The 22,548-nt window shown below is 64.2% G+C and carries 28 protein-coding genes and 1 tRNA gene; 9 read left to right on the top strand and 20 right to left on the bottom strand.

What is annotated here, in order from left to right; all coding sequences use genetic code 11:
• The first annotated feature begins 66 nt into the window (after nucleotides 1-66).
• Nucleotides 67-1,512 carry a cryptochrome/photolyase family protein gene (locus BJA_RS26790; RefSeq protein ID WP_038967081.1) on the top strand — a complete coding sequence of 482 codons (1,446 nt, stop codon included), beginning with the start codon at nucleotides 67-69 and terminating at the stop codon, nucleotides 1,510-1,512.
• Between the two features lie 66 nt (nucleotides 1,513-1,578).
• Complete coding sequence (locus BJA_RS26795; protein WP_038967080.1) at nucleotides 1,579-1,881, top strand: hypothetical protein; 303 nt, start codon at nucleotides 1,579-1,581, stop codon at nucleotides 1,879-1,881.
• A gap of 72 nt (nucleotides 1,882-1,953) precedes the next feature.
• Here BJA_RS26795 and BJA_RS26800 read toward each other — a convergent pair whose 3' ends face one another.
• The 3 genes from BJA_RS26800 to BJA_RS26810 form a co-directional block, all read right to left on the bottom strand.
• Entirely contained in the window at nucleotides 1,954-2,697 is a 744-nt protein-coding gene (locus tag BJA_RS26800) for a hypothetical protein (protein ID WP_028171434.1), read from the bottom strand.
• 96 nt (nucleotides 2,698-2,793) lie between these two features.
• Nucleotides 2,794-3,666 (bottom strand): DMT family transporter, encoded by an 873-nt coding sequence (locus BJA_RS26805; protein ID WP_011088069.1) that lies wholly within the window; start codon nucleotides 3,664-3,666, stop codon nucleotides 2,794-2,796.
• Nucleotides 3,667-3,764: 98 nt separating this feature from the next.
• Complete coding sequence (locus BJA_RS26810) at nucleotides 3,765-4,211, bottom strand: hypothetical protein (protein ID WP_011088070.1); 447 nt, start codon at nucleotides 4,209-4,211, stop codon at nucleotides 3,765-3,767.
• Nucleotides 4,212-4,503: 292 nt separating this feature from the next.
• Here BJA_RS26810 and BJA_RS26815 point away from each other — a divergent pair, with 292 nt between their 5' ends.
• Entirely contained in the window at nucleotides 4,504-4,767 is a 264-nt protein-coding gene (locus BJA_RS26815) for a hypothetical protein (RefSeq protein ID WP_028171432.1), read from the top strand.
• Between the two features lie 30 nt (nucleotides 4,768-4,797).
• Here the strand turns inward: BJA_RS26815 and BJA_RS26820 are convergent, their stop codons facing one another.
• Nucleotides 4,798-5,259: a host attachment protein gene (locus BJA_RS26820; RefSeq protein ID WP_028171431.1), complete on the bottom strand. Its 462-nt coding sequence runs from the start codon at nucleotides 5,257-5,259 to the stop codon at nucleotides 4,798-4,800.
• 338 nt (nucleotides 5,260-5,597) lie between these two features.
• On the opposite strand from BJA_RS26820, the gene BJA_RS26825 reads away from it, so the two are divergent.
• The 4 genes from BJA_RS26825 to BJA_RS26835 all read left to right on the top strand — a co-directional run bounded on the left by BJA_RS26825 (nucleotide 5,598) and on the right by BJA_RS26835 (nucleotide 8,170).
• The gene (locus BJA_RS26825) at nucleotides 5,598-5,882 is read left to right on the top strand and encodes a hypothetical protein (RefSeq protein ID WP_028171430.1); all 285 of its coding nucleotides are present in this window, start codon (nucleotides 5,598-5,600) and stop codon (nucleotides 5,880-5,882) included.
• Between the two features lie 139 nt (nucleotides 5,883-6,021).
• Entirely contained in the window at nucleotides 6,022-6,195 is a 174-nt protein-coding gene (locus BJA_RS42415; RefSeq protein ID WP_011088072.1) for a zinc ribbon domain-containing protein, read from the top strand.
• A 146-nt stretch (nucleotides 6,196-6,341) separates the two neighbouring features.
• Nucleotides 6,342-7,304, top strand: coding sequence for an AraC family transcriptional regulator (locus tag BJA_RS26830; RefSeq protein ID WP_011088073.1), 963 nt, complete (start codon nucleotides 6,342-6,344; stop codon nucleotides 7,302-7,304).
• 299 nt (nucleotides 7,305-7,603) lie between these two features.
• Nucleotides 7,604-8,170, top strand: coding sequence for an Arm DNA-binding domain-containing protein (locus BJA_RS26835; RefSeq protein WP_011088074.1), 567 nt, complete (start codon nucleotides 7,604-7,606; stop codon nucleotides 8,168-8,170).
• On the opposite strand, the gene BJA_RS26840 is transcribed toward BJA_RS26835, so the two are convergent.
• The 9 genes from BJA_RS26840 to BJA_RS26880 all read right to left on the bottom strand — a co-directional run bounded on the left by BJA_RS26840 (nucleotide 8,165) and on the right by BJA_RS26880 (nucleotide 13,130).
• Entirely contained in the window at nucleotides 8,165-8,674 is a 510-nt protein-coding gene (locus BJA_RS26840; RefSeq protein WP_011088075.1) for a hypothetical protein, read from the bottom strand. The two genes, BJA_RS26835 and BJA_RS26840, sit on opposite strands and share 6 nt — an antisense overlap.
• Before the next feature lie 164 nt (nucleotides 8,675-8,838).
• Complete coding sequence (locus BJA_RS26845) at nucleotides 8,839-9,306, bottom strand: hypothetical protein (RefSeq protein ID WP_011088076.1); 468 nt, start codon at nucleotides 9,304-9,306, stop codon at nucleotides 8,839-8,841.
• Nucleotides 9,296-9,559 (bottom strand): hypothetical protein, encoded by a 264-nt coding sequence (locus BJA_RS26850; RefSeq protein WP_162494123.1) that lies wholly within the window; start codon nucleotides 9,557-9,559, stop codon nucleotides 9,296-9,298. Before BJA_RS26850 ends, BJA_RS26845 begins: the two co-directional genes overlap by 11 nt.
• Before the next feature lie 533 nt (nucleotides 9,560-10,092).
• Nucleotides 10,093-10,692, bottom strand: a complete 600-nt coding sequence (locus BJA_RS26855; protein ID WP_063921485.1) for a phage tail protein — start codon at nucleotides 10,690-10,692, stop codon at nucleotides 10,093-10,095.
• Nucleotides 10,680-10,907 carry a hypothetical protein gene (locus BJA_RS26860; protein WP_063921486.1) on the bottom strand — a complete coding sequence of 76 codons (228 nt, stop codon included), beginning with the start codon at nucleotides 10,905-10,907 and terminating at the stop codon, nucleotides 10,680-10,682. Before BJA_RS26860 ends, BJA_RS26855 begins: the two co-directional genes overlap by 13 nt.
• The gene (locus BJA_RS26865) at nucleotides 10,900-11,220 is read right to left on the bottom strand and encodes a hypothetical protein (protein WP_063921487.1); all 321 of its coding nucleotides are present in this window, start codon (nucleotides 11,218-11,220) and stop codon (nucleotides 10,900-10,902) included. Before BJA_RS26865 ends, BJA_RS26860 begins: the two co-directional genes overlap by 8 nt.
• Before the next feature lie 412 nt (nucleotides 11,221-11,632).
• Nucleotides 11,633-11,709, bottom strand: a tRNA-Arg gene (locus BJA_RS26870).
• A gap of 152 nt (nucleotides 11,710-11,861) precedes the next feature.
• On the bottom strand, nucleotides 11,862-12,401 hold the full coding sequence (locus BJA_RS26875) for a hypothetical protein (protein WP_011088079.1): 540 nt from the start codon (nucleotides 12,399-12,401) through the stop codon (nucleotides 11,862-11,864).
• A 162-nt stretch (nucleotides 12,402-12,563) separates the two neighbouring features.
• The gene (locus BJA_RS26880) at nucleotides 12,564-13,130 is read right to left on the bottom strand and encodes a hypothetical protein (protein ID WP_038967079.1); all 567 of its coding nucleotides are present in this window, start codon (nucleotides 13,128-13,130) and stop codon (nucleotides 12,564-12,566) included.
• Between the two features lie 182 nt (nucleotides 13,131-13,312).
• On the opposite strand from BJA_RS26880, the gene BJA_RS26885 reads away from it, so the two are divergent.
• Nucleotides 13,313-13,699 carry a VOC family protein gene (locus BJA_RS26885; RefSeq protein ID WP_011088081.1) on the top strand — a complete coding sequence of 129 codons (387 nt, stop codon included), beginning with the start codon at nucleotides 13,313-13,315 and terminating at the stop codon, nucleotides 13,697-13,699.
• A gap of 57 nt (nucleotides 13,700-13,756) precedes the next feature.
• On the opposite strand, the gene BJA_RS26890 is transcribed toward BJA_RS26885, so the two are convergent.
• A complete protein-coding gene (locus BJA_RS26890) occupies nucleotides 13,757-14,254 on the bottom strand; it encodes a hypothetical protein (protein WP_011088082.1) in 498 nt (165 codons plus the stop codon).
• A gap of 260 nt (nucleotides 14,255-14,514) precedes the next feature.
• Between BJA_RS26890 and BJA_RS26895 the strand changes: the two genes are divergently transcribed.
• The gene (locus tag BJA_RS26895; protein ID WP_028171426.1) at nucleotides 14,515-14,868 is read left to right on the top strand and encodes a GrlR family regulatory protein; all 354 of its coding nucleotides are present in this window, start codon (nucleotides 14,515-14,517) and stop codon (nucleotides 14,866-14,868) included.
• Here the strand turns inward: BJA_RS26895 and BJA_RS26900 are convergent, their stop codons facing one another.
• The 6 genes from BJA_RS26900 to BJA_RS26925 form a co-directional block, all read right to left on the bottom strand.
• The gene (locus BJA_RS26900; RefSeq protein WP_011088084.1) at nucleotides 14,869-17,556 is read right to left on the bottom strand and encodes a PAS domain S-box protein; all 2,688 of its coding nucleotides are present in this window, start codon (nucleotides 17,554-17,556) and stop codon (nucleotides 14,869-14,871) included.
• A gap of 125 nt (nucleotides 17,557-17,681) precedes the next feature.
• Complete coding sequence (locus BJA_RS26905; RefSeq protein ID WP_011088085.1) at nucleotides 17,682-18,596, bottom strand: DMT family transporter; 915 nt, start codon at nucleotides 18,594-18,596, stop codon at nucleotides 17,682-17,684.
• Between the two features lie 79 nt (nucleotides 18,597-18,675).
• The gene (locus BJA_RS26910) at nucleotides 18,676-19,473 is read right to left on the bottom strand and encodes an NUDIX hydrolase (protein ID WP_011088086.1); all 798 of its coding nucleotides are present in this window, start codon (nucleotides 19,471-19,473) and stop codon (nucleotides 18,676-18,678) included.
• Nucleotides 19,474-19,477: 4 nt separating this feature from the next.
• Entirely contained in the window at nucleotides 19,478-20,431 is a 954-nt protein-coding gene (locus BJA_RS26915) for a dihydrodipicolinate synthase family protein (RefSeq protein ID WP_011088087.1), read from the bottom strand.
• A 104-nt stretch (nucleotides 20,432-20,535) separates the two neighbouring features.
• Complete coding sequence (locus BJA_RS26920) at nucleotides 20,536-21,414, bottom strand: SDR family oxidoreductase (RefSeq protein ID WP_038967075.1); 879 nt, start codon at nucleotides 21,412-21,414, stop codon at nucleotides 20,536-20,538.
• Between the two features lie 124 nt (nucleotides 21,415-21,538).
• Entirely contained in the window at nucleotides 21,539-22,399 is an 861-nt protein-coding gene (locus BJA_RS26925; RefSeq protein ID WP_038967074.1) for a MaoC family dehydratase, read from the bottom strand.
• Between the last annotated feature and the right edge of the window lie 149 nt (nucleotides 22,400-22,548).

The following is a 22,548-nucleotide window of genomic DNA, read 5'->3' on the forward strand; positions in this document are numbered from 1 at the left end:
GCTTACGGCCGCATTAACGGCGGTTCACGCCACGGCATGCTTTACAAATCGTAAACGAGGACACCCCTGACCACGCCAAGCGCGCCGCCTGTCATCGTCTGGTTTCGCGATGACCTTCGTCTGGCCGATCACCCCGCCCTCCACGCCGCCACCAAGACCGGCGCGCCGGTCATTTGCCTCTATGTGCTGGACGAGACGGCCGGTCGCGCGCCGGGCGGCGCGGCGCGCTGGTGGTTGGCACAGTCGCTGCGGGCGCTCGGCGCCGAGATCGCCGCGCGCGGCGGATCGCTGATCCTGCGCAAGGGACCGGCGGCGGGGGTGATCCCCGAGGAGGCGCGCGAAAGCGGCGCCCGCGCCGTCTACTGGAATGGGATCGCCCAGGCGCCGCATCAAGCGATCGAGCGGCGGCTCGAAGCGGCGCTGGCAAAGCTCGGCGTGGACTCGCAAAGCTTCCCGGGCGACCTCCTAGTCCCGCCCTCGGCGATCCGCAACAAGGAAGGCCGGGGCCTGCGCGTGTTCACGCCGTTCTGGCGGCGCGTCCTCTCGCTCGGTGATCCGCCAAAACCCCTGCCCGCGCCGAAGCAGCTGCGCCCGGGTCCAAAGATCGTGAGCGACAGGCTGGAGAGCTGGCAGCTCGCGCCGACCAAGCCCGATTGGGCGGGCGGCCTGCGCGAGCGCTGGACGCCGGGCGAAGCCTCGGCCCGCGCGCGCCTGCGCGACTTCCTCAAGACGATCGCGCGCGGCTATGCCGGCGACCGCGACCGCCCGGACCGGGTGGGCACGTCAGGCCTGTCGCCGCATTTGCGGTTCGGCGAGCTCAGCCCGCGGCAGGTCTGGCACGCCGCGCGCTTCGCCGCGGCCGAGGATGCGGCGCTCGGGCCCGGCATCGAGAAGTTCCTGAGCGAGCTCGGCTGGCGCGAATTCTGCCGCCACCTCCTCCACGACCACCCCGACCTCGCCACCGAAAACCTGCAAACGAACTTCGACGGCTTCCCGTGGCAGTCCGACGGCAAGGTGCTCGCCGCCTGGCAGCGCGGGCGCACCGGGTATCCCATCGTCGATGCCGGCCTGCGCGAGCTCTGGCACACCGGTGTGATGCACAACCGGGTGCGGATGGTGGTGGCGTCCTTCCTGGTCAAGCACCTCCTGATCGACTGGCGCGATGGCGAGGCCTGGTTCTGGGACACGCTGGTCGATGCGGATGCCGGCAGCAATCCCGCCAACTGGCAGTGGGTCGCGGGCTGCGGCGCCGATGCTGCGCCCTATTTCCGCGTGTTCAATCCGCAGCTGCAGGGCGAGAAGTTCGATCCCGATGGAACCTATGTCCGGCGCTGGGTGCCGGAGCTGCAAGGACTGCCGGCGAAGCTGATCCACCAGCCCTGGCAGGCGACGCCGAACGAGCTGGCGAGCGCCGGCGTCACGCTCGGCAAGACCTATCCGCAGCCGATCGTCGATCACGCCCGGGGACGCGAGCGCGCGCTCTCCGCCTACGCAAAGATCCGCAAAGGTTGAGGGTTGCTTTGACACAATTTTGAAACCCGCTATCGTCATCGCTCCATACAAACCGTGGGGGACGATATGGACGACGATAAGCCGATCACCGAACAGGCAATGGAGACGATCACCACCGCCGTGGATGCGACCAAGGACGCCGCAGTCACGGCCGTCAAGAAGGTCAGGAAAGCCGCCAAGAAGGTCGCGAAGAAAGTAGCGCCGAAGAAGGCCAAGAAGGCTTCCAAGAAGAAGGCCAAGAAGACTTCGAAGAAGGCCGCAAAGAAGTCGTCGAAAAAGGCGGCCAAGAAGACCGCGAAGAAGGCCGTGAAGAAATCCGCGAAGAAGGCCGCCAAGAAGAAAAAGAAGGCCAAGAAGGCCAAGCGCTGATCGCGCTCCCGAGAGCAGACACGAACAAGCCTTCGGGTGCGGACGCGCCCGGAGGCTTCGTCCCGCAACAGCCTATCCTCGCCGCTTGGCTGCGCGCCGCCCCGGATGATGGACCCCTCGCGGGTCGCGAAATTCGCTGCGATGGCCGCGCCGGTCCTCCATGGCAAAGCGCCGCCGTTTCTCGGGCGAGCCGAACTGCTTGATCACCCGCCTGCCGTTGACCTTCTTGATGACGTAGCCGCCCTCGGTCATCGAGAACGGCTCCTTCAGCGTTCCCTTGTGGTCGAACTTGGTGCCGCTCGGATGCTCGAACGGTTCGAACCAGGACGGATAGACGAAGTTCGACATCTCGAAGCCGCCGACGCGGAAGGAGTCCTCCTCGACGGCGTCGCAGACCTCATAGGCGTATTGCGTGTTCCTATTCTTGTCGGCCCAGAGATTGGCCATGGGGTCGAGCACCATCTCGAACAGCTCGTGCGAGGCCGCGACGCTGACGGGCTCCTCGCCCAGCGCCTTGACGAAGATCTTCGAGATCGGCTGGCCGCGATGCGTCAGCTCATGGCGCCCGAGCAGCCCCTCATGCGAGGCGTCGTCGAAATAGACGAGCTGCCAATCGGTGGGCTTCGGCCTTTTCGTGACATAAAGGTCGACCGGATAGCCCCACACCGGCAGGAAATGCTTGTCGTAACATTTCTGGAGCGCCGCGGTGAGCTGGCTCATCATGCGGCCGCTGATCGTTTCCTCCGCGTAGTTGATGCAGGCAATCCGGACCGGCTTCAGGGACCGGCCGAGCAGCGCACGTCTCGCCTTCTTCATGGAAATCACCGCGTGAAAGGGAAGCTGAAATGCGGCCAGCCTAACACGGCGCGCCGCGCACGTCAGAGATGTATGCCGTCGCCTCGCCCCGTCAGCCTAGACGCGCCGGTTGACCACGAACACCGCGGCCGCGCACATCGCCATGCCCGCAATCGCCAGCGCATCGAGCTTCTCGTCGAACAGTGCGTAAGCCATCAGCGCGGTCACGGCGGGCACGAGATAGAACAGGCTCGCGACCGACGTCGCCGCGGCGTGGCGGATCAGCCAGTACAACAGCCCGATCGATCCGATCGAGAGCGCTACAGTGAGCCAGGCGAGCGCGAGCACGAACTCCCGCGTCCAGTGCACCACGCGATCCTCGAACAGGAAGGCGCCGATCGCGAAGAAGATGGTGACGGCCACATATTGCACGAAATTGCCGGCGCGCCAGTCGATGTGGTTGCAGTAACGGCGCTGATAGAGCGTGCCGAGCGTGATGCTGATCAGCGAGACCACCGAGGCAAGCCAGCCGAGCCCGGCTTCGCCGGTCGTGGGACGGTTGTGCAGGATCAGCACCACGCCGCCGAGGCCGAGCACGAGCCCCGCCCATTGCACCGGCGTCACCTTCTCGCCCAGCCAGCGGTTGGCGATGGTCGAGGTCAGGATCGGCTGCAGGCCCGGAATCAGTGCGGAGAGCCCGGCCGGAATCGAATGCGCGATCGCGATCGCGGTGCCGCCGAGATAGAAGCCATGGACGAGGATGCCGGCAACCGCGCTGTGCGCGATGCCAATACGGTTGGGCCATTTCGGCCGCGCAATGCCTGCGATGATCGCCATCAGGCCGACCACGATCGCCATGCGGATGGCGAGATAGGTCAAGGGATCGGCGTTGCTGATGACGTATTTGGTGCCGATGAATCCGGTGCTCCAGAGCAGGACGAACAGGATCGGCGCGGCGCGTGCGGTCAGGGCTTCTTGATTATGGTTCATTGCCGCCCTCATTGCCCCATGGGGGCCGATGCGGCAATGCGAATTTCTCGCCTAGCGATGCTGCGCTGCGACGAGCGGCAGCGGCTCGGATCAGCCGCTCACCATTCTTCCGGACAGGGGTCGATGATCTTCCAGAGCTCGACGCCGTTCTTGATCTTCTTCATGTCGGTGGTGAGCCCGCCATTGCGGCGGATCCAGTCCTTCACCGTGTCAGGATAGTAGGACATCAGGTCGGACGTCCCTTCCGAGCTGGTGACCTTGATGCCGAAGGTGAAGGCCTTGTCGTAATAGGCCTGATGGAAGCCGAGGCTGGCGCGCGGCGTTACGCAGATCTTGTTCATCGGCACGATGCCGAGCACGAGCGTGCAGGCCGAGTTGCAGATGCCGTCGATGATGACGCGCTCGCCCTTCTCGCGGACACGCTTGTACTTGGCCTTGTACTCCTCGACATAGCCGCCATGGTCGCGGGTAATGTGCAGCTCGGCCCGCGCCGGCGTGGCGGCGGCGAGGCAGAGCAACAGCAGGCTCAAAAGCGTGATGCGCATGGCGGCGGACGACGAAAGCCTTCAGGAATGGGACCGGCCTCGAAGGACCCCCAAAGGGCCGGCAACAGGATTCTAAACCGAATTCTCTTTGGTCATACTTGTGTGGGGAATTCGTTAAGCATCCCGAAAAGGCCAAAAATGGGCAGGGTCCGGCCGCACTTCCGGCAATTCTGTCACACCCACCCGGGAATCGGCGGGACTGGCCCCGTTTTCCGGCCGCCGGACAGGTGTCCTGGCGGCTTGAAATGGCTATAACCGGACGACCTATTCGCGCGGGTTCCGGAGAATCGAGATGAGCAAGTTGAAGCTTGTAGCCGCGGTTGCTGCCCTGTCGGCCGCAATCCTAGCCCCTGGTCTCGCGGAGGCGCGGGGACATCACCGGTACCACCGCTCCTACGTCAACCCGCTGCCCTACCCGATTAGCTATCTGCACAATTACGGCCCCGGCATCACCCCCGGCACCTTCGCCTATTACGACGGCCCCTCGACCAACCGCTGCTACCAGAGCGCGGCCGCCTATGTCGGCCAGGACCGCCGCCGGCACCCCTGCTTCTGAGGGGCGCCGGCGCGTCCGCTGCGGGCGTCCCTATCTGGCGGCGCCCGACAGCAGCAATTGCTTCTCGATCTCGTAGACCGGCAGCTTGACGAGGTCCTTGCCCACCTCGCCCTGAAGCGCCTTGCGCACGACGTCCGAATAATCGGCGCGGATCATGCCGAGCGCACGCGGCGAGGCCACCATGGTCAGGGCCGACGTCTCGCCCGAGCTGACCGCGGCGTCGAGCCGGCTGGCCAGGCCGCGCAGGAAGGCGCGCTCGGCCTCATCGTGCCAATCGGTCTGCTCGACCGAGCTGCGCGCACCGCCGGCTGCGCCATGCAATCGGCCCGGCGCATCGCTCCCTTGTGCGCTCGTCGGGGGATTGGGCTGCTCGTGCACCTCCCTGGTGTGCAGGTTCGGAAACATCTCGTCGCCGAGGTTTTCCAGAATGAGCGCCTTGCGCCCGTCGCACACGACCAGCCAGTCACCCTTGTCGATTCTCATCTTGTCCATTGCACAGCTCCAAGCAAACGGTGGGCCCCGGACCGATGCGGACGACCGGCCGAACGCGCTCTTCGTATTCCGCGAAGGACGGCCCACGGCGACAAGACTAGGGAGGATGCACCGAAGATGAATTGCGCAGGATCAAGGTTGGTGGCGATGTCCCGCGATGCGGCCGCGAGGCAAGCACGACATGGCCAGAAGCGCGGAGCTGGAGTAATCTGGCACAGCCGGATCAGGCCCGCGGCGGAGCGACTGAAGATTTGTTCATCAGCATTACATTTCGGTTCCGCCACAATTTGATCAGAACAACTTCGATATCCTGCATCGCGTAAGCGGAGGAAGACATTATGAATCTGAAGATTGGCCTCGTCGCCGCGTCCCTGTTCGGTGCCCTCGCGGCATCGCCGGCGGCGTCCGCCATGCCCATCGCGCCTGCACCTGCCGTCCCGCAGGTCTCCGACGTCGAGCAGGTGCGCATGGTCTGCGATGCTTGGGGGCGCTGTTTCTGGCGTCCGAACTATTATGGATATTACGGCCCGCGGCCGTACTACGGCCCCCGATATTATGGACCGCCGCGCTACTACGGCGGCTACGGCCCGCGCTATTATGGTTACGGCTATCGCCGCTGGTAACATTCGAAGGGGCCCTCGGGGCCCCTTCGCTTTTGCAAGATCGCGGATCGTCCACGCGCGCCTGTTCGGCCGGCCTGGAGCAATTCCAAAACTGATCTAGATCAAAGAGAAAAATTCGCCACGCCGACATTCTGCGACGATGGCCGACCTGATTGTTTTTCGATGCCCCCAGACGGGCATGAATGTGCAGACGCATCTGGAGAAGCAGCAGATACCGGAGGGACGGAGCTTCGAGTCCTTCGTCTGCCCCGCCTGCACGCGCATCCATTTCATCGACCTCGCCTCCGGCCAACCGATGAACCGGGAACGTTGACGGTGACAATGATCTGACGGACGCCTTGGCATGATGTCCGCAATACTACGGCCCGGAATCCGGTTTACTGAAGCGCGATGTTTCGCCATTGATGGCGATGTACCGACGTTCATTTCATTGTCACATTGCAGCAGCCGGCCAGACGCATGTTCGACGCCTTCGCCCCGTCCTCCGCGCTTCAACTGATCGACTTTGCCGATGTCGATGCCTTTCGGCCGATCGAGTCGATGGAGGACGCTCGAAGCATTCCGCTCGACGTCCCGAACTTCGCGGCCGCTCGCGCCGTCGTCTCTCTGCCGGCGTGCCGCATCATCGTGATGAGATCGTTCGCGCGCATCCTCGACACCGCCTATCGCATGCCGGGCGGGATGGTGATCCTGTCGATGACCGACGACCTTCTGGTCAATTCCAAGGGAATGGATCTCGACGCGCGCTTCTTCGTTGCGCTCCGCGGCAACGACGAATGCCATTTCGTCGAACCCCGCACGAACTATCATGCGATGATCATCTTCTCTCCAGGCCTGAAAGACCGGGGCTGGTTCGATCATGCCGACGATTTGCGGGCCTATGTCGCGAACCGGCCGGCCCTGCTGCACACACGGCAACTCCTGCTCGACATCCTGCGAACCGCGTCGGTGCAGCCGTTCCTGTTCGAGACCACCGAGGCCGCCGCCCATCTCCAGGAAGGCCTGCTGCTCGCGCTCGACGATTTGTTTCGGATCGACGCGCGACCGGAGCGGAGCACCTCGGTCCAGGGCGGGCGGTCGGCCAAGCTCGTGCAGTGGATCGACGAATACGTCGCGGCCTATCCGACCGCTCCGATCTATACGGCCGACCTCGCCGGCGAGTTCGGCGTCTCGATTCGGACGCTCGGCGGCGCAGTCAGCAAGGTGCGCGGCATGAGCCTGCACCAGTACATCCGCCTGAAGAGACTATGGGCGACACGCGCCCGGCTGCTGAAAGGCGGCGGCGCCACCGTTGCCACCTGCGCACGCGCCCAGGGTTTCCATCACATGGGCGAGTTTGCCGCGGCCTACCGTGCGACCTTCCACGAGGCGCCCTCGGACACGCTGGCGCGGGGGCGGCAGATCGGGCTTCCGACAAGCTGACGCCGCAAGCCGTGCGACGCTGACCGGCATTGGCGCCAGTTCGGAACATATCCGGAACATCAAGACTGGCGCGCTCGGAAGGATTCGAACCTCCGACCCTCGGAATCGAAATCCCAAAAATAAAAAATCCAAGAGCGTCTTGGTTCGTCCAAGGCGATGCACGTAACCCATTGATCTCGCAGCCCCTTTGATTGACGCCGCCTCCAGGCTTGTCTTAAACAGAACAGGAACGAACAAGCCAATCTTGGTGCAAAAGTTTCCCCGGGAAACCGCGCGCCGAACCCCGGAGCCGGAATCCAATGCCCCGCTTCACCGACCGATTTGTTGCCTCGCTCAAGGCCGAGGGGGCCGAGCGCTTCGAGGTCAAGGACGATGCCTGCAAGGGGCTGGCGATCCGGGTAACGGCCTCTCGGAAGACCTTCTGCTTCCGTTTCAAGCGCCACGGCAAGATGCAGCGCATCACCCTGGGGGAATACCCCCTCATGACGCTGGCGCAGGCGGTAATCGCGGCTAACCGCCGATACGCGGACCTGCACGAGGGCCGCAACCCCATAGCGGAGGCCCAACGCGAGGCCGCAGAAGCCTCGGTGGGGGCTGATGAGCTGACCTTTAATCGGCTGGCTGACCGCTACGTCAACGAATATGCGAAGCCCCGGAAGAAGTCATGGAAGGATGACGAGTGGGTGCTGAAACGGGCGAAGGCGGAGTTCGGTCCCCGAATCGTATCGACCATCACCCGCAAAGAGCTGGTCGTCTTCCTTCGGGGGCTGGCCGCCACCTCGGTGCGCAACGCCAATAAGACCCAGGCGTCCATCTGCACCATGTACAATTGGGCCAGCCGCGCGCAAGCTGCTCATCGATCATGAAAGGGCTTCAGCCTCCAACTCTGCGAAGAATCTGTCATCGCTCGCGAGTGCTCCGAGCACGTCACGAACCTCATTTTCGACGATACGCGCGATCTCGCGCGTGTCTGTTTTACCCGCCACCTTGGCAGCGAGCCGATGGCCTAGCGAAAGCAAGGCAGTTCGCGCCTCTGACAGGATGCGGGCGCCCGTGGCAGTCACGGCCTCCCGGGGTATGAGCGAACCTTCGAGCTTGGCGTTCAGAAGCTCAATCTTCCGGGCTCTCAGACGCTCAGCATGAGCCTTGGCTTCGGCCAACGTGTCGATCACGGCGCTATGCGCGCGCTCGCCTCTTCCGTTTGTTGTATGTCCGATGACGCGGGCCGGATCGGCGATAGACCGAGCCAGTTTCAAGCCTTCCTCGAAGCTGACTGTCTTGGGATCAAGCCCGGCCGTCTCCACCGCTCGCCGCACGGTCGCCTGATCGAGTCCAGTCGCATCCGCGACGCGGCGGATCGCTCCTCTCATTCACTGTTCCTTTCTGATGAAAAAACGCGGTGTGTGGTCGCGAAAATGATTCAGGCGGCGCGGAGCACGCGCCCATCGGGCTCGTTTGGTCCAAAATGGCCTGAACTGACATGGATCGTATACAGCCCGCCGTGCAGCAACCTGCGATCATCGGGCTTCAAGGGCTAAGCCACGGCCACGGCTATCCAATGCAGAAAAGCGAAAAGCGCCGTCTTCAAGGGGTTACTCAGCGCGGCGCCCAATACGATGAACGTCAACACTGTCAAAACACGAAGCCAAAGTTTCCCTAGTAGCAAGTCGGTTAGTAACGTTAGCATTTCGGTCAACAGTGCGCGCAAGAACCAAATCACGTCCACTACTAGAACAATGTAGGCGACCACCCTCAGAGTAACTGTGATCCCGGCCTCAAATTTTCTATGTTCGAGTTCTTCGACCACTAGATGAATGCCTGCGGCAGCAAGAGCGATAACAATGAACACGAACACCTTTTTTAAGGTGTGCCACGCAAACTCAAATTCGGGGTTTGCTGCCAGGAACCGAGAAAACATGGTTTGAGACTTCCCGGACGCGGCGGGCCGCCCGTTTTGCTGCGGCTCCTCTACGGCTGGCTTCTTATCAATCTCATTGTTCATGAGATTGCTCGCGATCGACAAACGCGTTTCGAACGAATTTGAACAGGGCAATTCCTTGCGACATCAGGAACGCCGCGATATTGAGAGCAAGTATCGCGTACTCCAGCCACTTCAACGAGACGCCTACAATCCTCGGGGCTTCGCTAAAAACATTCGTCGCAAAGAAATCAAGTGCCAATGCACTCAGTGCAACCACGAGAAAAAACAGGACATTTGCGATCGTCGACACCAAGAGTGCGACTGTGTCCTGCACGACCACTCGTAACTCTCGCTTCATGGATGTTTGTAGGCCCCGTATGGCGCCGCAGCGACATGCTGCGCAGAGTAGTAAGATTTTAGGCTACACCCATCGCTAGAGATATCAAGTCTCGCGAGCCGATCCCCTCGCGCGCACCGGCCGAATGGATGGGCTGGTGGTTTGCTGCGCCGCGTCAATCCCGGTCCTGACATCATCGCGGAATATTGCATTGCTTCGTACAGCTGTCTGCTGTTGGCCTCTCGCGTACGTTGTTCTCTCGTTCGCCTCGTTGTCCCACCTCTGCTATCCAATTTTGTTGTGTTTCGGACAAAAATGGTGCGGCAGCGCACCGCTCCGCATGGTGGGCGGGTGCCTGCCAAGGACCCAAGCGCGGCTTCAGCGCCCACAATGCTGCATTGTGCCGCTGGTCTGCATTGCTGACGCACGCCGCGCCCGACAGGGCGTCGTCTCACTCCCGCTCCGGCCAGACGCGGCGCGCTAATCGGCGCGAGCGTGTCGACTCGCTTCAGCGCCGGTGTTCTATGGGATCAGTCGGTGTCGGCAGGCACAGCGTACGGCAGGCCTTCGGCAAGTAGCTGCCGCTGTATCTCTTGCGGCAGACGCGTTGCCAACTCGCTGTTGGCTGCCTTATCCCATGCCTTGCGAGCGGCTGCGCCGTCCTGTCCCATCGCTGTGCTCGGTGTCTCGGCAAACACGCCTTTGATCGGAAGTCTCGACTTGCTGCGCCTGATCGCGATGAACGTGCCACCATTTGCGGACACAAGGAATGCGTCGCGGATGTTGAGGCTCGACGAACCACCGCCTGTCAATCGATAGGTGCTGCCCGTCATGCCGCCAGGGCGGCTAACATTCGCTCCCGTCGCCAGCATGTTGATGCGCATCTTGTTCGCTGTGAAGGATGCTGAGAGACTAGTCTGCGTGGTGCGTTTGACCTTGGTCACGCCGTGTTTGATGCGCGCCTTGGGCACGCCAATGTCTTTGGCGATGATGTCGAGCGCGATCTTCCGCGCCGCAGTGGCGGACTTGTCGACGGCTCGTCGAATTGCATTGCGCATGCCGCGGGCTGATAGCTCGGTTGCCCACTTCTCCAGCTTGCTTCCGTCGATGACGACTTTCAGCTCGGCCATTCGGGCTCCCACGTCGTGGGCTGGCTCGGCTGCGGCAGCGTCGCGGCTGCCCGTTCCGCCTGCTCGACCATGCGCGCTACGGGCGAGCCGGGCACTACGTTCGGCAAGAGCCCCTTCGCAGCAGCGCTACGGCTGATTGCGTCGAGCGTCGCGGCAGCTTCGTTCAGAGTGTCGGCGAACGCGTTCAACGCATCTGCAATCGATTGGTCACTCATCGTCGGAGCCCAACTTGTCCGCGTCGCACGCAAAGGGCATCGCCCCGTTGCCGCTGCGGAGATAGTTCAGCGGAACATCGCGGCCGGACTGCTCGCCTTCGGCGTAACAGCGCGCGGAACCACCGAGCTTGAAGCCGTCCCCGACCACGGCGCGGCCGGCCTTGGAATAGAGCCAAGCGCGGCTAACTCGAAGGGTAGTGCAGACCTCCTCCACGGTTAGGGCAGCTTCGCCCGACAGCGCCGCTAGGCTGCGCTTGGTGGCGTGCCGCTCTGAGAACGATAAGGGCTGGTCGGACGGTAGTACGATAGTCATGGCGCAAGTCTCCTCATTCCCCGGCAAGCTGGTCGCTCCGAGGGTGTGTCAGTGATGGCGCCCGGCAGGCGGGCGATGCTGTTTAGTCTGGACGGTCTCGCGAAGTGCGCCGGTCTTGAATATCCGCGCGCGATCTGTCGCTACTGCTACCGTTAGATCACAGCTCGGGTCTGGCTGTCGATTTAATGGACAATGTCAGGCAGTCCCGAACTACCTCGGTTGTCTCACGACCGCTGGAGCCACGTCTATGAAAGGGGCATGGGATTCGATTAATGGGGCAAAAAAATTTCGCGCGGGCGGCCCCCTCCCTAGGTGCGAGCGGCAGAGCCGGGCTTCGACAGAAAAGGTTTCCCCCCGGTTTCCCGGAGGACAAAAGCCTTTACTGGAAAGGTGGCTAAGTATTTGATTTTGCTGGCGCGCTCGGAAGGATTCGAACCTCCGACCCTCGGAATCGAAATCCGATGCTCTATCCAGCTGAGCTACGAGCGCCCTGGCCCGAATATCGGGCCGCAACCGAGAAGCGCCGGACCGTTGCTGGCGAGCCAGCGTACCGGGCGGCGTTCGGACGCGTTCGAATTAGCAGAGAGGCTGGCCAATAAAAAGCCCTCCTCGTCTCGTTTCGAGACGGGTCAGAGGCGCCCTCACCAGGTCGTGTTGAAGAGGCCGAAATGCGGCTGCTGTGCCACCATCATCGGCCGGCCGTATTGTGGCCCACCAAACTGCGGCCCACCATATTGCGGCGCCGGATGTGCCCTTACGATCTTGCGCTTGGGCTGAGCCCGGGGCGAAGATGCAGCCGGTACCTCCGCCTGGGCCTGAGCCGTCTTCTTGGCTGCAACGGCATCAGCCTTCGAGCCCGGCGTGAACTGGGCGAACGTCTCGCGCACCCGCGCCTTGGCCGACATCTCGGCAAGCGCCGCCGAGGCGGCATCCTGCACCGGCGGCTGAGGCGCAACGACAGCTGCGGTCTTCATCGCGGGCGGGGCAATCGTCGGCTGGGTGGTGTCGAGCACGACGCGCTCAGGCAGGTGCCGATCGGACCGGATCCGGATCAACGGCTGGTCATTGCTTGCGGTCGCGACGACTGGCGTCACGGGCGAGGCCGGCACAACGAAGTTCACCGCAAACAGCAGTGCGAGCAACGCTCCGCCGACAAACATGAAATACCGAAAGATGGGCATTGGCCGCGCTCCGCCCCCCGCAATCCCCGCGTGGGCACTCCGCCTTAACAGGCGATACTATAATTGGTTCCTGGCCCAGCCCTTTGGTTCAAATGGCAACCCCAGGTTTTTCTGCCAAGGTCCGGTAAAGGTAACTTTTCCGCTACCCGAAAATGCCGCCCTTTACGCGCGACGGGCTGCAACCAGCGAACACTTCGCCTGATCGGCATTGACGTTGACGTAGCCGACAGGGATGCGCGCAAAGGTCTTGCGGCTCTTCATGCTGACCGTGTCGGCCAGAACGCGGCTGCGGTCGGTGAGATGACTGCCGTCGCGCCGTGCGAACGCGCAAACGATCGCCAAATCCTTTACGGCATAGTCATTGTCATTTCGCAGCGTGAACGTCACCAGCGCCTTCGAGCCAAGGCCGCCGCGGCGCCAAGTCTGGGAGGAAATCCTGAGACGGTCGAGTTCTGCCGCAGCCTGGGCTTCGGACCCCGGCGTGACCGCAACTGCCGCATCGCCCGAAGGCGCCATCTCGACGGATGCCAACTCCGGCTTCACCGGTTCAGCGCTGTTGCCTTTGGAGAGCGGCAGCAGCATCCAGACGCCGCAGCCCACGATGATGGCGGCCAGCAGCCACAGAATGCTTCGGCCAAATGATACGCTCGCGACCGTTACGACCCGCGCCGTGCGCTCACCAATGGCGGCGAAGCGTCCCAACCCGACCCGCTCAAGCCCTGCGCTCATGGCTGTATCACCGATCGTGGCCGCAGAAGGTTCGACGGCGGACTGGGCCACTGCTTACCTTAATCCGGGAGACGAACTAAGGTTCCCGCGCTTCAAGCGAGTCGGCAAGGACGGTGGCGATCACCGGCTGGGGTCGCTAACATGCGCCACAATATCGAAAGACCCTGTTGGGAGAACATGAAATGCCAATCGCCGTCACCTGGGATCACGTCCACCTGCGCAGCCCCGATCCGGAGGCCACGGCGACCTGGCTGCGGGACATCCTCGGTGGCGAGATCGTGCGCGCGCCCGGACGGATCGACGTGAACCTCGGCGGTGCCAGGATCTTCATCGCTCCGCTCGAGGGTGACAACGCCGTCAGTCCGCCGCCGCTGCATCCGCACCAGGGCCTCGACCATTTCGGACTCACGGTGAAGGATATCGACGCCGTCGCGGCCGAGATCAAGGCCAAGGGCGTCACGTTCACGCGTGAGCCGACGACGATCCGGCCCGGCGTGCGCATCTGCTTCATCCGCGGCCCCGAAGGTATTTCCGTCGAGCTGCTCGAGCGCGACAAGAAATACACCTGACGCGGCGCACGCCACATCGGCCATCAGCGAGACCAGGCGGCGTGCCGCCTGGCGCAGCTAAGTCATGCTGCCGGGCATGAAGCAGCGGATGGTGACGCCCATATAGCCGTAGATCGGCCACACCATGGTACGCCCGACCCGGTTCGGCTCCGAGATCACGGCCTCTTCGGGCACGTCGACCCAGACGAGTTCCTGCTTCTGGCCCTCGAGCGCGTAGCCATAGCGCGGGACGCGGACACGATAGTGCCCGTCCTTGCTGTCCCAGTCGGTGTCCGAGAGCGCCGAGCCGTCGGCATCGGAGCAGCACGGCCCCTTGCCGCTTCGCAGGCCGTCGAACCAGGCCTTCAAATCCGCATTGGTGTTGACGAACTGGCCGCGGTCACGGGCGTGCCCGAAGGGGGCTGCTAGCGCGATCAAGGCCGAGGCGCATGCCAGCTTCGTCACGCTTCGCCAGCGTACCGCGCTGCCTATCCGCCGTCGTTCGCTTTTGCAATTCGTGGGACGCGCACTGTACAGACGCGGCTGATCGCCGCCGGAATCGATCCAGTTGCTCACGTTTGTCTTGCTCCAGCACCCCGCGGCCAGTGCAACAATGGTTATGCATTTCGCGGGCCAACTTGATTCGCAACGACGGGCCTCGCCTCATGATGAGACCGTCATAACCGCGTCACAAACAAGCCGGGACAACTACGGCTCGCGGCCGCCGGCTATCGTGGCCGGCCGGCAAACTGCCGCGTTGCGCGAGGGGATGTGCTTTGGCATAAAAGCTCTACCGGTTACGCCATTGGGCGATGGCGGCCGGCCTGCGGGACGTTATGAAGAACGGCCTCTATTCGATCCACGTGAACCTGCTCGATGGTCGAGCGGGCAAGGGCAGCGGCGTGATTCTTTTCCGCGACGGCAAGATCCTTGGCGGCGATGCCTACCTCTATTACACCGGCAGCTACGTGGTGAAGGATGATCACTCCTTCAAAGGCGAGGTGCTGGTGCAGCGGCACACCTCACCGCGGGGCGACGACAATCCGCTGTTCGGCGGACCGGCGCCGGTCGGCATCGGCGTCAGTGGGACCTACACGGACACGCGCGCGGAGATGACGGGAACGGCGCTCGTCGGCAAGGCCAGCCTGATTTTCGGCGCTACTTTGCACAAGCTCGCCGAAGTCGACTAGCTATTCCGCAGCCTGCTCGAGCGGCGCCGTGCGCGGCAGGATGATCTGGATGCGCGTGCCCCCGCCCGGCTCGGAATCGAGATCGAGCCGGCCGCCGAGCCGGTTGGTGACGATGCTGTAGACGATGTGCAGCCCGAGTCCGGTGCCGCCCTGGTCGCGCCGCGTCGTGAAGAACGGATCAAAGGCGCGGCGGCGGACGTCGAGCGACATGCCGCAGCCGTTGTCGGAGAAGATGATCTCGACATTGTCCTTGCCGGACTCGCGCACCTGGATGTCGATGATCCCCGGACGCCCGTCGGGAAAGGCGTGCGCCACCGAATTGAGAAACAGGTTGGTCAGCACCTGCCCGTACGGGCCGGGATAGCTGTTCATGGTCAGGTTGGGCTGGCAATCGACGTTGAGCGTCAGATTGTGTTTGCGCAGGCCCGGCCGCAGGCTCATCACCACCTGCTCGGTGAGGTCGCCGAGATCGAAGCTGCGCTGGTCCGAATAGTTGCGGTCGGCCGCGACCTGCTTGAACGACTGGATCAGCTCGGCGGCGCGGTTGAGATTGGAGACCAGCTGCGAGGATGCGTCGCGGCTGGTGTTGAGGAACTCGTTGAGCGTCGAGCGGCGGAGCTCGCCGCGCTCGACCTCGGACGTGAACATCGCGGTCTTGCGCTCCAGCGCGGAGGCGACCGTCAGGCTGATGCCGACGGGATTGTTGACCTCGTGAGCGACGCCGGCGACCAGCCGTCCGAGCGCGGCGAGCTTCTCCGCCTCGATCAGCGAGGCCTGGGTCTCGCGCAGATTGCGCAGCGCGGTCTCCGCCGATTCCTTGGCTTTGCGCATCTCCTGCTCGCCGCGCTTGCGCTCGCCGATGTCGAGCGCCACCGTGACGATCCGCTCGATCTCGCCCTCGGCATCGAGCAGCGGCAGCTTGTTGACAAGCCATTGGCGCATGTTGCCGGAGGCGTCCTTGTACTCCTCCTCGTAGAAGCCGAGCCCCTTACGGAGCCTCAGCACGCGCTTGTCGTTCTCGTCAGTCTTGGCCGCGCCGTAGCGCGACATCAGGTCCGCGGTGGTGCGGCCGAGCGCATCGCCAGGCTCGATGCCGAAGATGCCGGCCATGTAGCGGTTCATCAGCACATAGCGCAGGTCGCGGTCCTTGACGTTGATGACCGCGGGCACGGTATCGATGACCTGCTGGAGCAGGCGCCGGCCCTCGGCGATGGCGTCTTCCGCCCGCTTCTGGTCGGTGATGTCGCGCAGCGTGCCCTCGTAGCGGATGATCTTGCCCTGCTCGTCCCGCACGCCGGTCGCACTGTCGGAAAGCCAGAGGATGTCGCCGCTGCGCTGGCGCACCTGGTACTCGAACTCGCGCACCATGCCGTCGCGATGCATCAGCCGCTGATACTCGACGCGCGCCTCGGGGTGGACGTAGATCGTATGGGCGATGTCGTTGATGCTGTCGATGAGGTGCTGCGGGCTATCATAGCCCATCATCCGCGCCAGCGCCGGATTGGCGTTGAGGAGGTCGCCGGCCGGCGTCGTCACATAGATGCCGTCGACCGAGCCCTCGAACAGTTTCCGGTAGCTCTCTTCGGCGAGGCGCTGCTCGGTGAGCGCGCGCACCGCCGCCTCGCGCGCGGTGTCGGCTTCTTCCAGCGCGCGGCGGAACACTTCGGCGGCGCGTGCGATGTCGCCGATCTCGTTGTCGACGTCGGCGGACGGGATCGAAGTGTCTTTCTGGCCGGCCGCGAGCGCGCGAATCGATCGTGCGATCTGGGCCAGCGGACGTACCGTCCGCCGCACCACGAAGCCGGCCGCGAGGATGCCGATCAGCACGCCGATGCTGCCGAGCACGATGCTCTGCCACCGCGCCTCCGTGAGCGTGCGGGCAAAATCGCGCGACAGCACATGGCCGCGCCTTGCGCTGACCTCGCGCAGCAATTCGGTGACGCGGCCGATCAGCCGGCCCTCGGTGCCCAGCACCTCGCGGTCGATGTCGGCGATCTGCCGCTCCCGGACGGCGACCGCCATGATCGCCTCGGCGTAATCATTCACGGCCGTCCGGAGCTTTGCGTCGGCGATGTCCATCGTCCGCATGTTCTGCGCGGCCTGCTCGGCCGCGGAGGGATTACGCGCGAGCAGCCCGAGCGCGATCCGGCTCTGCGCCTCGGATAGGCGCGAGGCGAGCTCGCGGTCCGCGGTGCCGGAGACCGCCGCGTCGAACTGGTCGCGCAGCGGCGGCAGGCCGGCAAGCAGCTGGGCGCGGCGGTCGATCAGGGTGGAGATCCGCTCGAGGCCGTTGCGATAGGTCGCAAGGCGCTCGGTGACCCCGTCGATCATGTCCTGCTGCTCGGGCGCGAGCTCGATACGGGTCTTCTTCAGGATGTCGCTGAGCGTCGAGGCCGCCTCGCCCACCTGCTTGAACTGGATGCCGGCGCCGGGGTCGGTGACGAAGTCGCGCGCAGCAAGGCGCAATTCGTTCATGCGGCGGTCGATGTCCTCGGCAAGGTCGCCGACGCTCTGGAGCCGCTGCAATTCGGCGAAGGTCGTGTCGATGTGCCGGATCGCGATCACGCTCGCCGTCGAGGTGACGATGATCACCGCCAGCACCAGGATGAAGCTTCCGAACGTAAGCTGGCCGATGGACAGCGAGAAGATTCGCTTTTTCTCGGGGGGCGGCGTCAAGTCGGCGGACATTGGTGCGTTGAGGGACCGGGCTGTTGGAAGCCCAATATACGACGTATTGCACGCCCGGGGGAACCTGCCTCCCGCCTCGGAATATCCTTAATATCGTGGTTCTCGGCCCGTCCTCCTCGCCGGCTTTATGACGTTTTGACGCTCGCCTGCCGCCAGGCCGGGATCGTCATGGCGGCAACGCCGAGGACGACGCAGGCCAGCCCGATCCAGGCGGTCCGGCTCAGGGTTTCGCCGAGGAAGGCGACACTGATGGCGACCCCGATCGGCACGCGCAGATAAGCCTGCGCGGTGATCCCGACCGAGCCCAGGGTCTGGATCAGGCGGAAATAGATCGCGAACGCCGCCGCGGTCGAGAACACCGCGAGCGCGAGCAGCGCCAGCACGGAACTCAGCGACGGCGATAGCGTCCAGGGCTGCTCGACAACCAGCGAGGCCGGGATCAGGACGGCCGCGCCCGCCAGCAGCGAGCCGGCGGCGGGCGCCATCGGGTCGAGGCCCATGAAGCTGCGGCCGAAGATCGCCGCGCAGGCGTAGCAGATGGTGGCAGCGACGATCGCGGCCTCCGCAATGATGCCGCTGCCGATGTCGTGGACGGTATCGACGCCGACAATCAGGAGGATGCCGGCCATGCCGGCGACCACGCCGAACAGCTTTCGCGGTGTCGTCGCCTCGTGGCGGGTCACGACCGCCGTAAGCAGGAAGGTGAAGATCGGCCCGGCCGAGTTGAGGATGGTGGCGAGCGCGGCATCGACATGGCGTTCGCCCCAAGCGATCAGCGTCCAGGGGATGACGCTATTGAGCACGGCCTGGAACGCGAAGCGCTGCCAGGTCGCGGCATCCGTCGGCATTTTGATGCCGCGCGCCCGCATGACGATGAGTAGCAGCAGGCCGGCGATCGCGGTGCGCGCCGCGATCAGCGTGATCGGCGGAATGGTGGCGACGCCGAGCTTGATGAAGGTGTAGGAGCCGCCCCACAGCGTTGCGAGCGCGACGAGCAGCGCCAGCTCGACGGCGATGTTGGTGTCCTGCCGGTTGTCCATTGTGCGCTCCGTCCATTCCGCGATGGACGGAACCTAGCGCGCCCGCAAGCGCCAATACTTCGCTGCGTGTCGAAGTGTATCAGCCGACCGCGCCGACCTCGAACACCTCGCCGTCATAGCCGGCCTCGCGGGGGATGCGGAGCTGGCGGCCGGTCTCGGTCTTGGTCATGACCGGCATCACCGTGACGATGGACATGCCGCGGGCGTGCTCCAGCGCGGCATCCACGCTGCCCTGCTTGGCAAGCCGGATCAGGTTGCGCGTGGTCGGGAACGGCAGCTTGAAGCGGCCGCTCTCCCCGCCCTCCACCGCCTCGCGCGGCGACACCCAGATCGAGTCAGTCGACTCGCGGCCGTCATGCGCGCCGAGTTGGTCCGGGGGCGCTGCGGCCAGGAAGAACCAGGTGTCGAACCGCTTCGGCATGCCCTCGGGCGTGATCCAATGGGCGTAGGGCACGAGCGTGTCGAGCGCGAGCTGGAGGCCGTTGTCGGCAAGGATGCTGAGGAAGCTGATCTTGTGCTCGTTGAGCGCGACGCGATGCTTGTCGGCGAGTTCGCCGGCACGCCTGGCATCGATCGGCGTGCCCGAGTCCCTCGACCGCGCCAGCAGGATGCCGCTCTCTTCAAAGGTTTCGCGGATCGCGGCAATACGAAAACCGCGGTCCGCTTCACTCAGGCCCTCGCCGCCCGAATACAAGTCGGCGCGGGCGACGATCTCGTTGTCGCCGGCATCGACGCTGCCGCCCGGAAACACCAGCGCGCCCGAGTTGAACTCGATCTGATGATGGCGGACCATCATGAAGACCTCGATTTCCCTTGCTGCGCCATCGCGCAGCAGAAGGATCGTCGACGCCGGGCGTGATGCTGATGTCTCGGCCATTTACCTAACCTGCGGCGCTGGATTGCGGGCCAAGATTGGCGCGCTTGTCGACGCGGGCAACGCGCGACAGCAGATACTCGACCTCGGCCTTCGCCGTCGCCGTGATGGTGGCGCCCGGCTTGCGCTGCGCGCTGGAGGCGATGATACCGCGCTTCTGCAGCACGTATTTGCGCACAGCAAGGCCGGCCCCCGGCTGCTGCTCGTAACGGATCAGCGGCAGATGCGCGTCGAACAGATCATGCGCCGCATCGCGCTTGCCGGCCTTGGAGAGGTTCACGACGTCGATCAGAAGCTCGGGGAAGGCATAGCCGGTCATGGCGCCGTCGGCGCCGCGCTCCATCTCGAAATCCAGGAACGTGCCGCCATTGCCGCAGAGGATCGAGAGCGGGCGAAGCGAGCCGTCTTTCTGGAAGTTGCGCAGCGTCGTGATCTTCTCGAGGCCCGGCCAGTCCTCGTGCTTGAGCATCACGCAGTTCGGATTGTCCATGACGATCTTGCGGATCACCGCCGGCGTGAACACCACCTGCAAGGTCAGGGGATAGTCCTGGAGCACCCAGGGCACGTCGGGGCCGATGGCTTCCGCCGCCTGCTTGAAATAGCCGACGATCTGGTCGTCGGTGCGAAGCGAGGGCGGCGGCGCGATCATCACGCCGGCCGCGCCCGCGTCCATCGAGGCCTTCGCCAGCGAACGCATGGTGGCAAAGCCCGGCGCGGAGACGCCGACGATCACCTGCATCTTCTTGGCGCGTTTGACGAAGCGAACCGCGACCTGCTCGGCCTCGGCGGCATCGAGCTTCGGCGCCTCACCGAGGATGCCCAGCACCGTGACGCCATCGCAGCCGACCTCCTCGTAGAAATCGGTCAGGCGGTCGATCGAGCGCTCGTCGATCCGGCCGTCGTCGTGGAACGGCGTCGGCGCGATTGCGAAGGTGCCCTTGGCGTCGGCGGTCAGTTTCATCAGTCTCTCTCTTTCTCCGTCATTCCGGGGCGCGCGCAGCGCGAACCCGGAATCTCGAGGTTCCGGGTTCGGCTCTTCGAGCCGCCCCGGAACGACAACAACGGCTAAAACCGCCGCGCCCCCATCTTGATCTGCTCCTCGGAGAAGAAGATCTCCTTGGCATGATCGACGATGTCCTGAGCATTCCAGCCCGAGTGCGGCGGTTTCCAGCCTTCCATTTCCATCATCCGCATTTCGCGCACGCCGCGGGGCCCGGACACGCCCAGCACCTTGCCGGTCTGGTCGCCCGACAAGTCGCTGACCATGTATAGCACGGCCGGCGCGATGCCGTCCGGCCCGAGCGCCGCCGAGGGGTTCTCCTTATAGCGGGGCAGGTCTGCGGTCATGCGGGTCAGGGCGCCCGGGGCCAGCGTCCAGATCCGGATGTTGTACTTGCGGCCCTCGATCGCGAGCACGTTGGACAGGCCCCAGATGCCGCCCTTGGCCGCGCCGTAATTGGTCTGCCCGAAATTGCCGATCAGCCCTGATGTCGAGGAGGTGTTGACGATGACGCCGCCGCCGTTTTCCCGCATCCAGCGAAACACCGGCATGGTGCAACAAAAGGTACCCTTCAGGTGCACCTTGATGACCTTGTCCCAGTCGGCCTCGGACGCCTTGGCGAAGGTCTGGTCGCGCAAGATGCCGGCATTGTTGACGAGGATGTCGGCGCGGCCGAAATGCTTGATGGCGTCGTCGAACACCGACTGGCCGCCCTCCATGGTGGAGATGTCGGCGCCGTTGGCGACCGCCTTGCCGCCTTCCGCCTTGATCGCGTCCACCACAAGCTGCGCCATCGACTTGTCGGCGCCGGAGCCGTCGCGGGGGCCGCCGAGGTCGTTGACGACGACGGATGCCCCTTCCCGCGCGAACAGTTTCGCGTAGGCCTCACCGAGCCCGCCGCCCGCACCGGTGATCAGCGCGACCTTGCCGTCGAGTAGTCCCATGGTGGCTTCTCCCTGTTTTATTATCGTCATTCCGGGGCAGCGCGCAGCGCTAAACCCGGAATCCGGAGGTTGTAGCTCGAGATTCCGGGTTCGCGCTTCGCGCGCCCCGGAATGACGGAGGCAGCTAACCCAGCACCGTCTTGCCGTTCTTGATCACGGTGACGCCGCGTGACTTCACCTTGGCTTCGAACGAGATCGTGTTGCCGTCCTTCCAGAGGTCCATGGTCACGGTCTCGCCGGGATAGACCGGGGATGAGAACCGCGCGACGTGCTGGCGGAAGGCGGAGGCGTCGTAATCGGCATAAGTCTGGAGCACGCCGCGGCAGGTGATGCCGTAGGTGCACATGCCGTGCAGGATCGGGCGCGGGAAGCCGGCCTTCTTCGCAAACTCAGGATCTGAATGCAGCGGGTTGCGGTCGCCGCAGAGCCGATAGACCAGCGCCTGGTCGGGACGCGTGACGATGTCGATCGTCTTGTCGGGCGCGCGCGCCGGGATCTTGTGCGGATCGGGCTGGGTCAGGTTCGGCCCGCCAAAGCCGCCGTCGCCGCGAGCGAAGCGCGAAGCGACCAGCGTCGCCAGCTTCTCGCCCTTCTCGTTCTTCAGCACCGTCTGGTGGCTGATGACGACGCCCTTGTCCTTGCCCTTGTCGTAGACCTCGAGCACCGAGGAGTCGGCGGTGATGTGCGCGGCCACCGGCAGCGGCTGGTGAAAGGTGATGTCGCGCTCGCCATCGACCACCATCACGCGGTTGAGGTTCATCTCGCCCGGTCCCGAGCCCCACGCCGCGACGGAAGCAAAGGTCGGCACCACCTTCAGCGGCCGCGGCGTGAACGTGCCCTCGTTGACGAAGGCGAGCTCGTTCTCGTCCATCGGATCGGCACCGAGCCCGATGCCGCAGGCGTAGAGCATCACCTCGCGGTCGGTGTAGGCGTATTTCTGACCGATGTTTTTCAGGCCTTTGAGTTCTTCGTATCTGGCGGACATTTTTTGGTTTCCTCCCGGCATTCTTAGCGAGCAGCGGCGCTCGTTAATGTGCCCTCTCCCCTTGTGGGAGAGGGCCACGAGAACCGTGCGGCAAACTCGTTTGGGTGAGGGGTTAGCTCCGCATCGAAAGTCTTTCCGCGGAGCGATAC

Origin of the sequence: Bradyrhizobium diazoefficiens USDA 110 (assembly GCF_000011365.1) — a bacterium.
Classification (GTDB): Bacteria; Pseudomonadota; Alphaproteobacteria; order Rhizobiales; family Xanthobacteraceae; genus Bradyrhizobium; species Bradyrhizobium diazoefficiens.

What these genes read in the sequence shown, in the direction of transcription:
- BJA_RS26795 (WP_038967080.1), top strand. Translation starts at nt 1,579, where the DNA reads ATGGACGACGATAAGCCGATCACCGAACAGGCAATGGAGACGATCACC.
- BJA_RS26800 (WP_028171434.1), bottom strand. Translation starts at nt 2,697, where the DNA reads ATGAAGAAGGCGAGACGTGCGCTGCTCGGCCGGTCCCTGAAGCCGGTC.
- BJA_RS26805 (WP_011088069.1), bottom strand. Translation starts at nt 3,666, where the DNA reads ATGAACCATAATCAAGAAGCCCTGACCGCACGCGCCGCGCCGATCCTG.
- BJA_RS26810 (WP_011088070.1), bottom strand. Translation starts at nt 4,211, where the DNA reads ATGCGCATCACGCTTTTGAGCCTGCTGTTGCTCTGCCTCGCCGCCGCC.
- BJA_RS26815 (WP_028171432.1), top strand. Translation starts at nt 4,504, where the DNA reads ATGAGCAAGTTGAAGCTTGTAGCCGCGGTTGCTGCCCTGTCGGCCGCA.
- BJA_RS26820 (WP_028171431.1), bottom strand. Translation starts at nt 5,259, where the DNA reads ATGGACAAGATGAGAATCGACAAGGGTGACTGGCTGGTCGTGTGCGAC.
- BJA_RS26825 (WP_028171430.1), top strand. Translation starts at nt 5,598, where the DNA reads ATGAATCTGAAGATTGGCCTCGTCGCCGCGTCCCTGTTCGGTGCCCTC.
- BJA_RS42415 (WP_011088072.1), top strand. Translation starts at nt 6,022, where the DNA reads ATGGCCGACCTGATTGTTTTTCGATGCCCCCAGACGGGCATGAATGTG.
- BJA_RS26830 (WP_011088073.1), top strand. Translation starts at nt 6,342, where the DNA reads ATGTTCGACGCCTTCGCCCCGTCCTCCGCGCTTCAACTGATCGACTTT.
- BJA_RS26835 (WP_011088074.1), top strand. Translation starts at nt 7,604, where the DNA reads ATGCCCCGCTTCACCGACCGATTTGTTGCCTCGCTCAAGGCCGAGGGG.
- BJA_RS26840 (WP_011088075.1), bottom strand. Translation starts at nt 8,674, where the DNA reads ATGAGAGGAGCGATCCGCCGCGTCGCGGATGCGACTGGACTCGATCAG.
- BJA_RS26845 (WP_011088076.1), bottom strand. Translation starts at nt 9,306, where the DNA reads ATGAACAATGAGATTGATAAGAAGCCAGCCGTAGAGGAGCCGCAGCAA.
- BJA_RS26855 (WP_063921485.1), bottom strand. Translation starts at nt 10,692, where the DNA reads ATGGCCGAGCTGAAAGTCGTCATCGACGGAAGCAAGCTGGAGAAGTGG.
- BJA_RS26860 (WP_063921486.1), bottom strand. Translation starts at nt 10,907, where the DNA reads ATGAGTGACCAATCGATTGCAGATGCGTTGAACGCGTTCGCCGACACT.
- BJA_RS26865 (WP_063921487.1), bottom strand. Translation starts at nt 11,220, where the DNA reads ATGACTATCGTACTACCGTCCGACCAGCCCTTATCGTTCTCAGAGCGG.
- BJA_RS26875 (WP_011088079.1), bottom strand. Translation starts at nt 12,401, where the DNA reads ATGCCCATCTTTCGGTATTTCATGTTTGTCGGCGGAGCGTTGCTCGCA.
- BJA_RS26880 (WP_038967079.1), bottom strand. Translation starts at nt 13,130, where the DNA reads ATGAGCGCAGGGCTTGAGCGGGTCGGGTTGGGACGCTTCGCCGCCATT.
- BJA_RS26885 (WP_011088081.1), top strand. Translation starts at nt 13,313, where the DNA reads ATGCCAATCGCCGTCACCTGGGATCACGTCCACCTGCGCAGCCCCGAT.
- BJA_RS26895 (WP_028171426.1), top strand. Translation starts at nt 14,515, where the DNA reads ATGAAGAACGGCCTCTATTCGATCCACGTGAACCTGCTCGATGGTCGA.
- BJA_RS26900 (WP_011088084.1), bottom strand. Translation starts at nt 17,556, where the DNA reads ATGTCCGCCGACTTGACGCCGCCCCCCGAGAAAAAGCGAATCTTCTCG.
- BJA_RS26905 (WP_011088085.1), bottom strand. Translation starts at nt 18,596, where the DNA reads ATGGACAACCGGCAGGACACCAACATCGCCGTCGAGCTGGCGCTGCTC.
- BJA_RS26910 (WP_011088086.1), bottom strand. Translation starts at nt 19,473, where the DNA reads ATGGCCGAGACATCAGCATCACGCCCGGCGTCGACGATCCTTCTGCTG.
- BJA_RS26915 (WP_011088087.1), bottom strand. Translation starts at nt 20,431, where the DNA reads ATGAAACTGACCGCCGACGCCAAGGGCACCTTCGCAATCGCGCCGACG.
- BJA_RS26920 (WP_038967075.1), bottom strand. Translation starts at nt 21,414, where the DNA reads ATGGGACTACTCGACGGCAAGGTCGCGCTGATCACCGGTGCGGGCGGC.
- BJA_RS26925 (WP_038967074.1), bottom strand. Translation starts at nt 22,399, where the DNA reads ATGTCCGCCAGATACGAAGAACTCAAAGGCCTGAAAAACATCGGTCAG.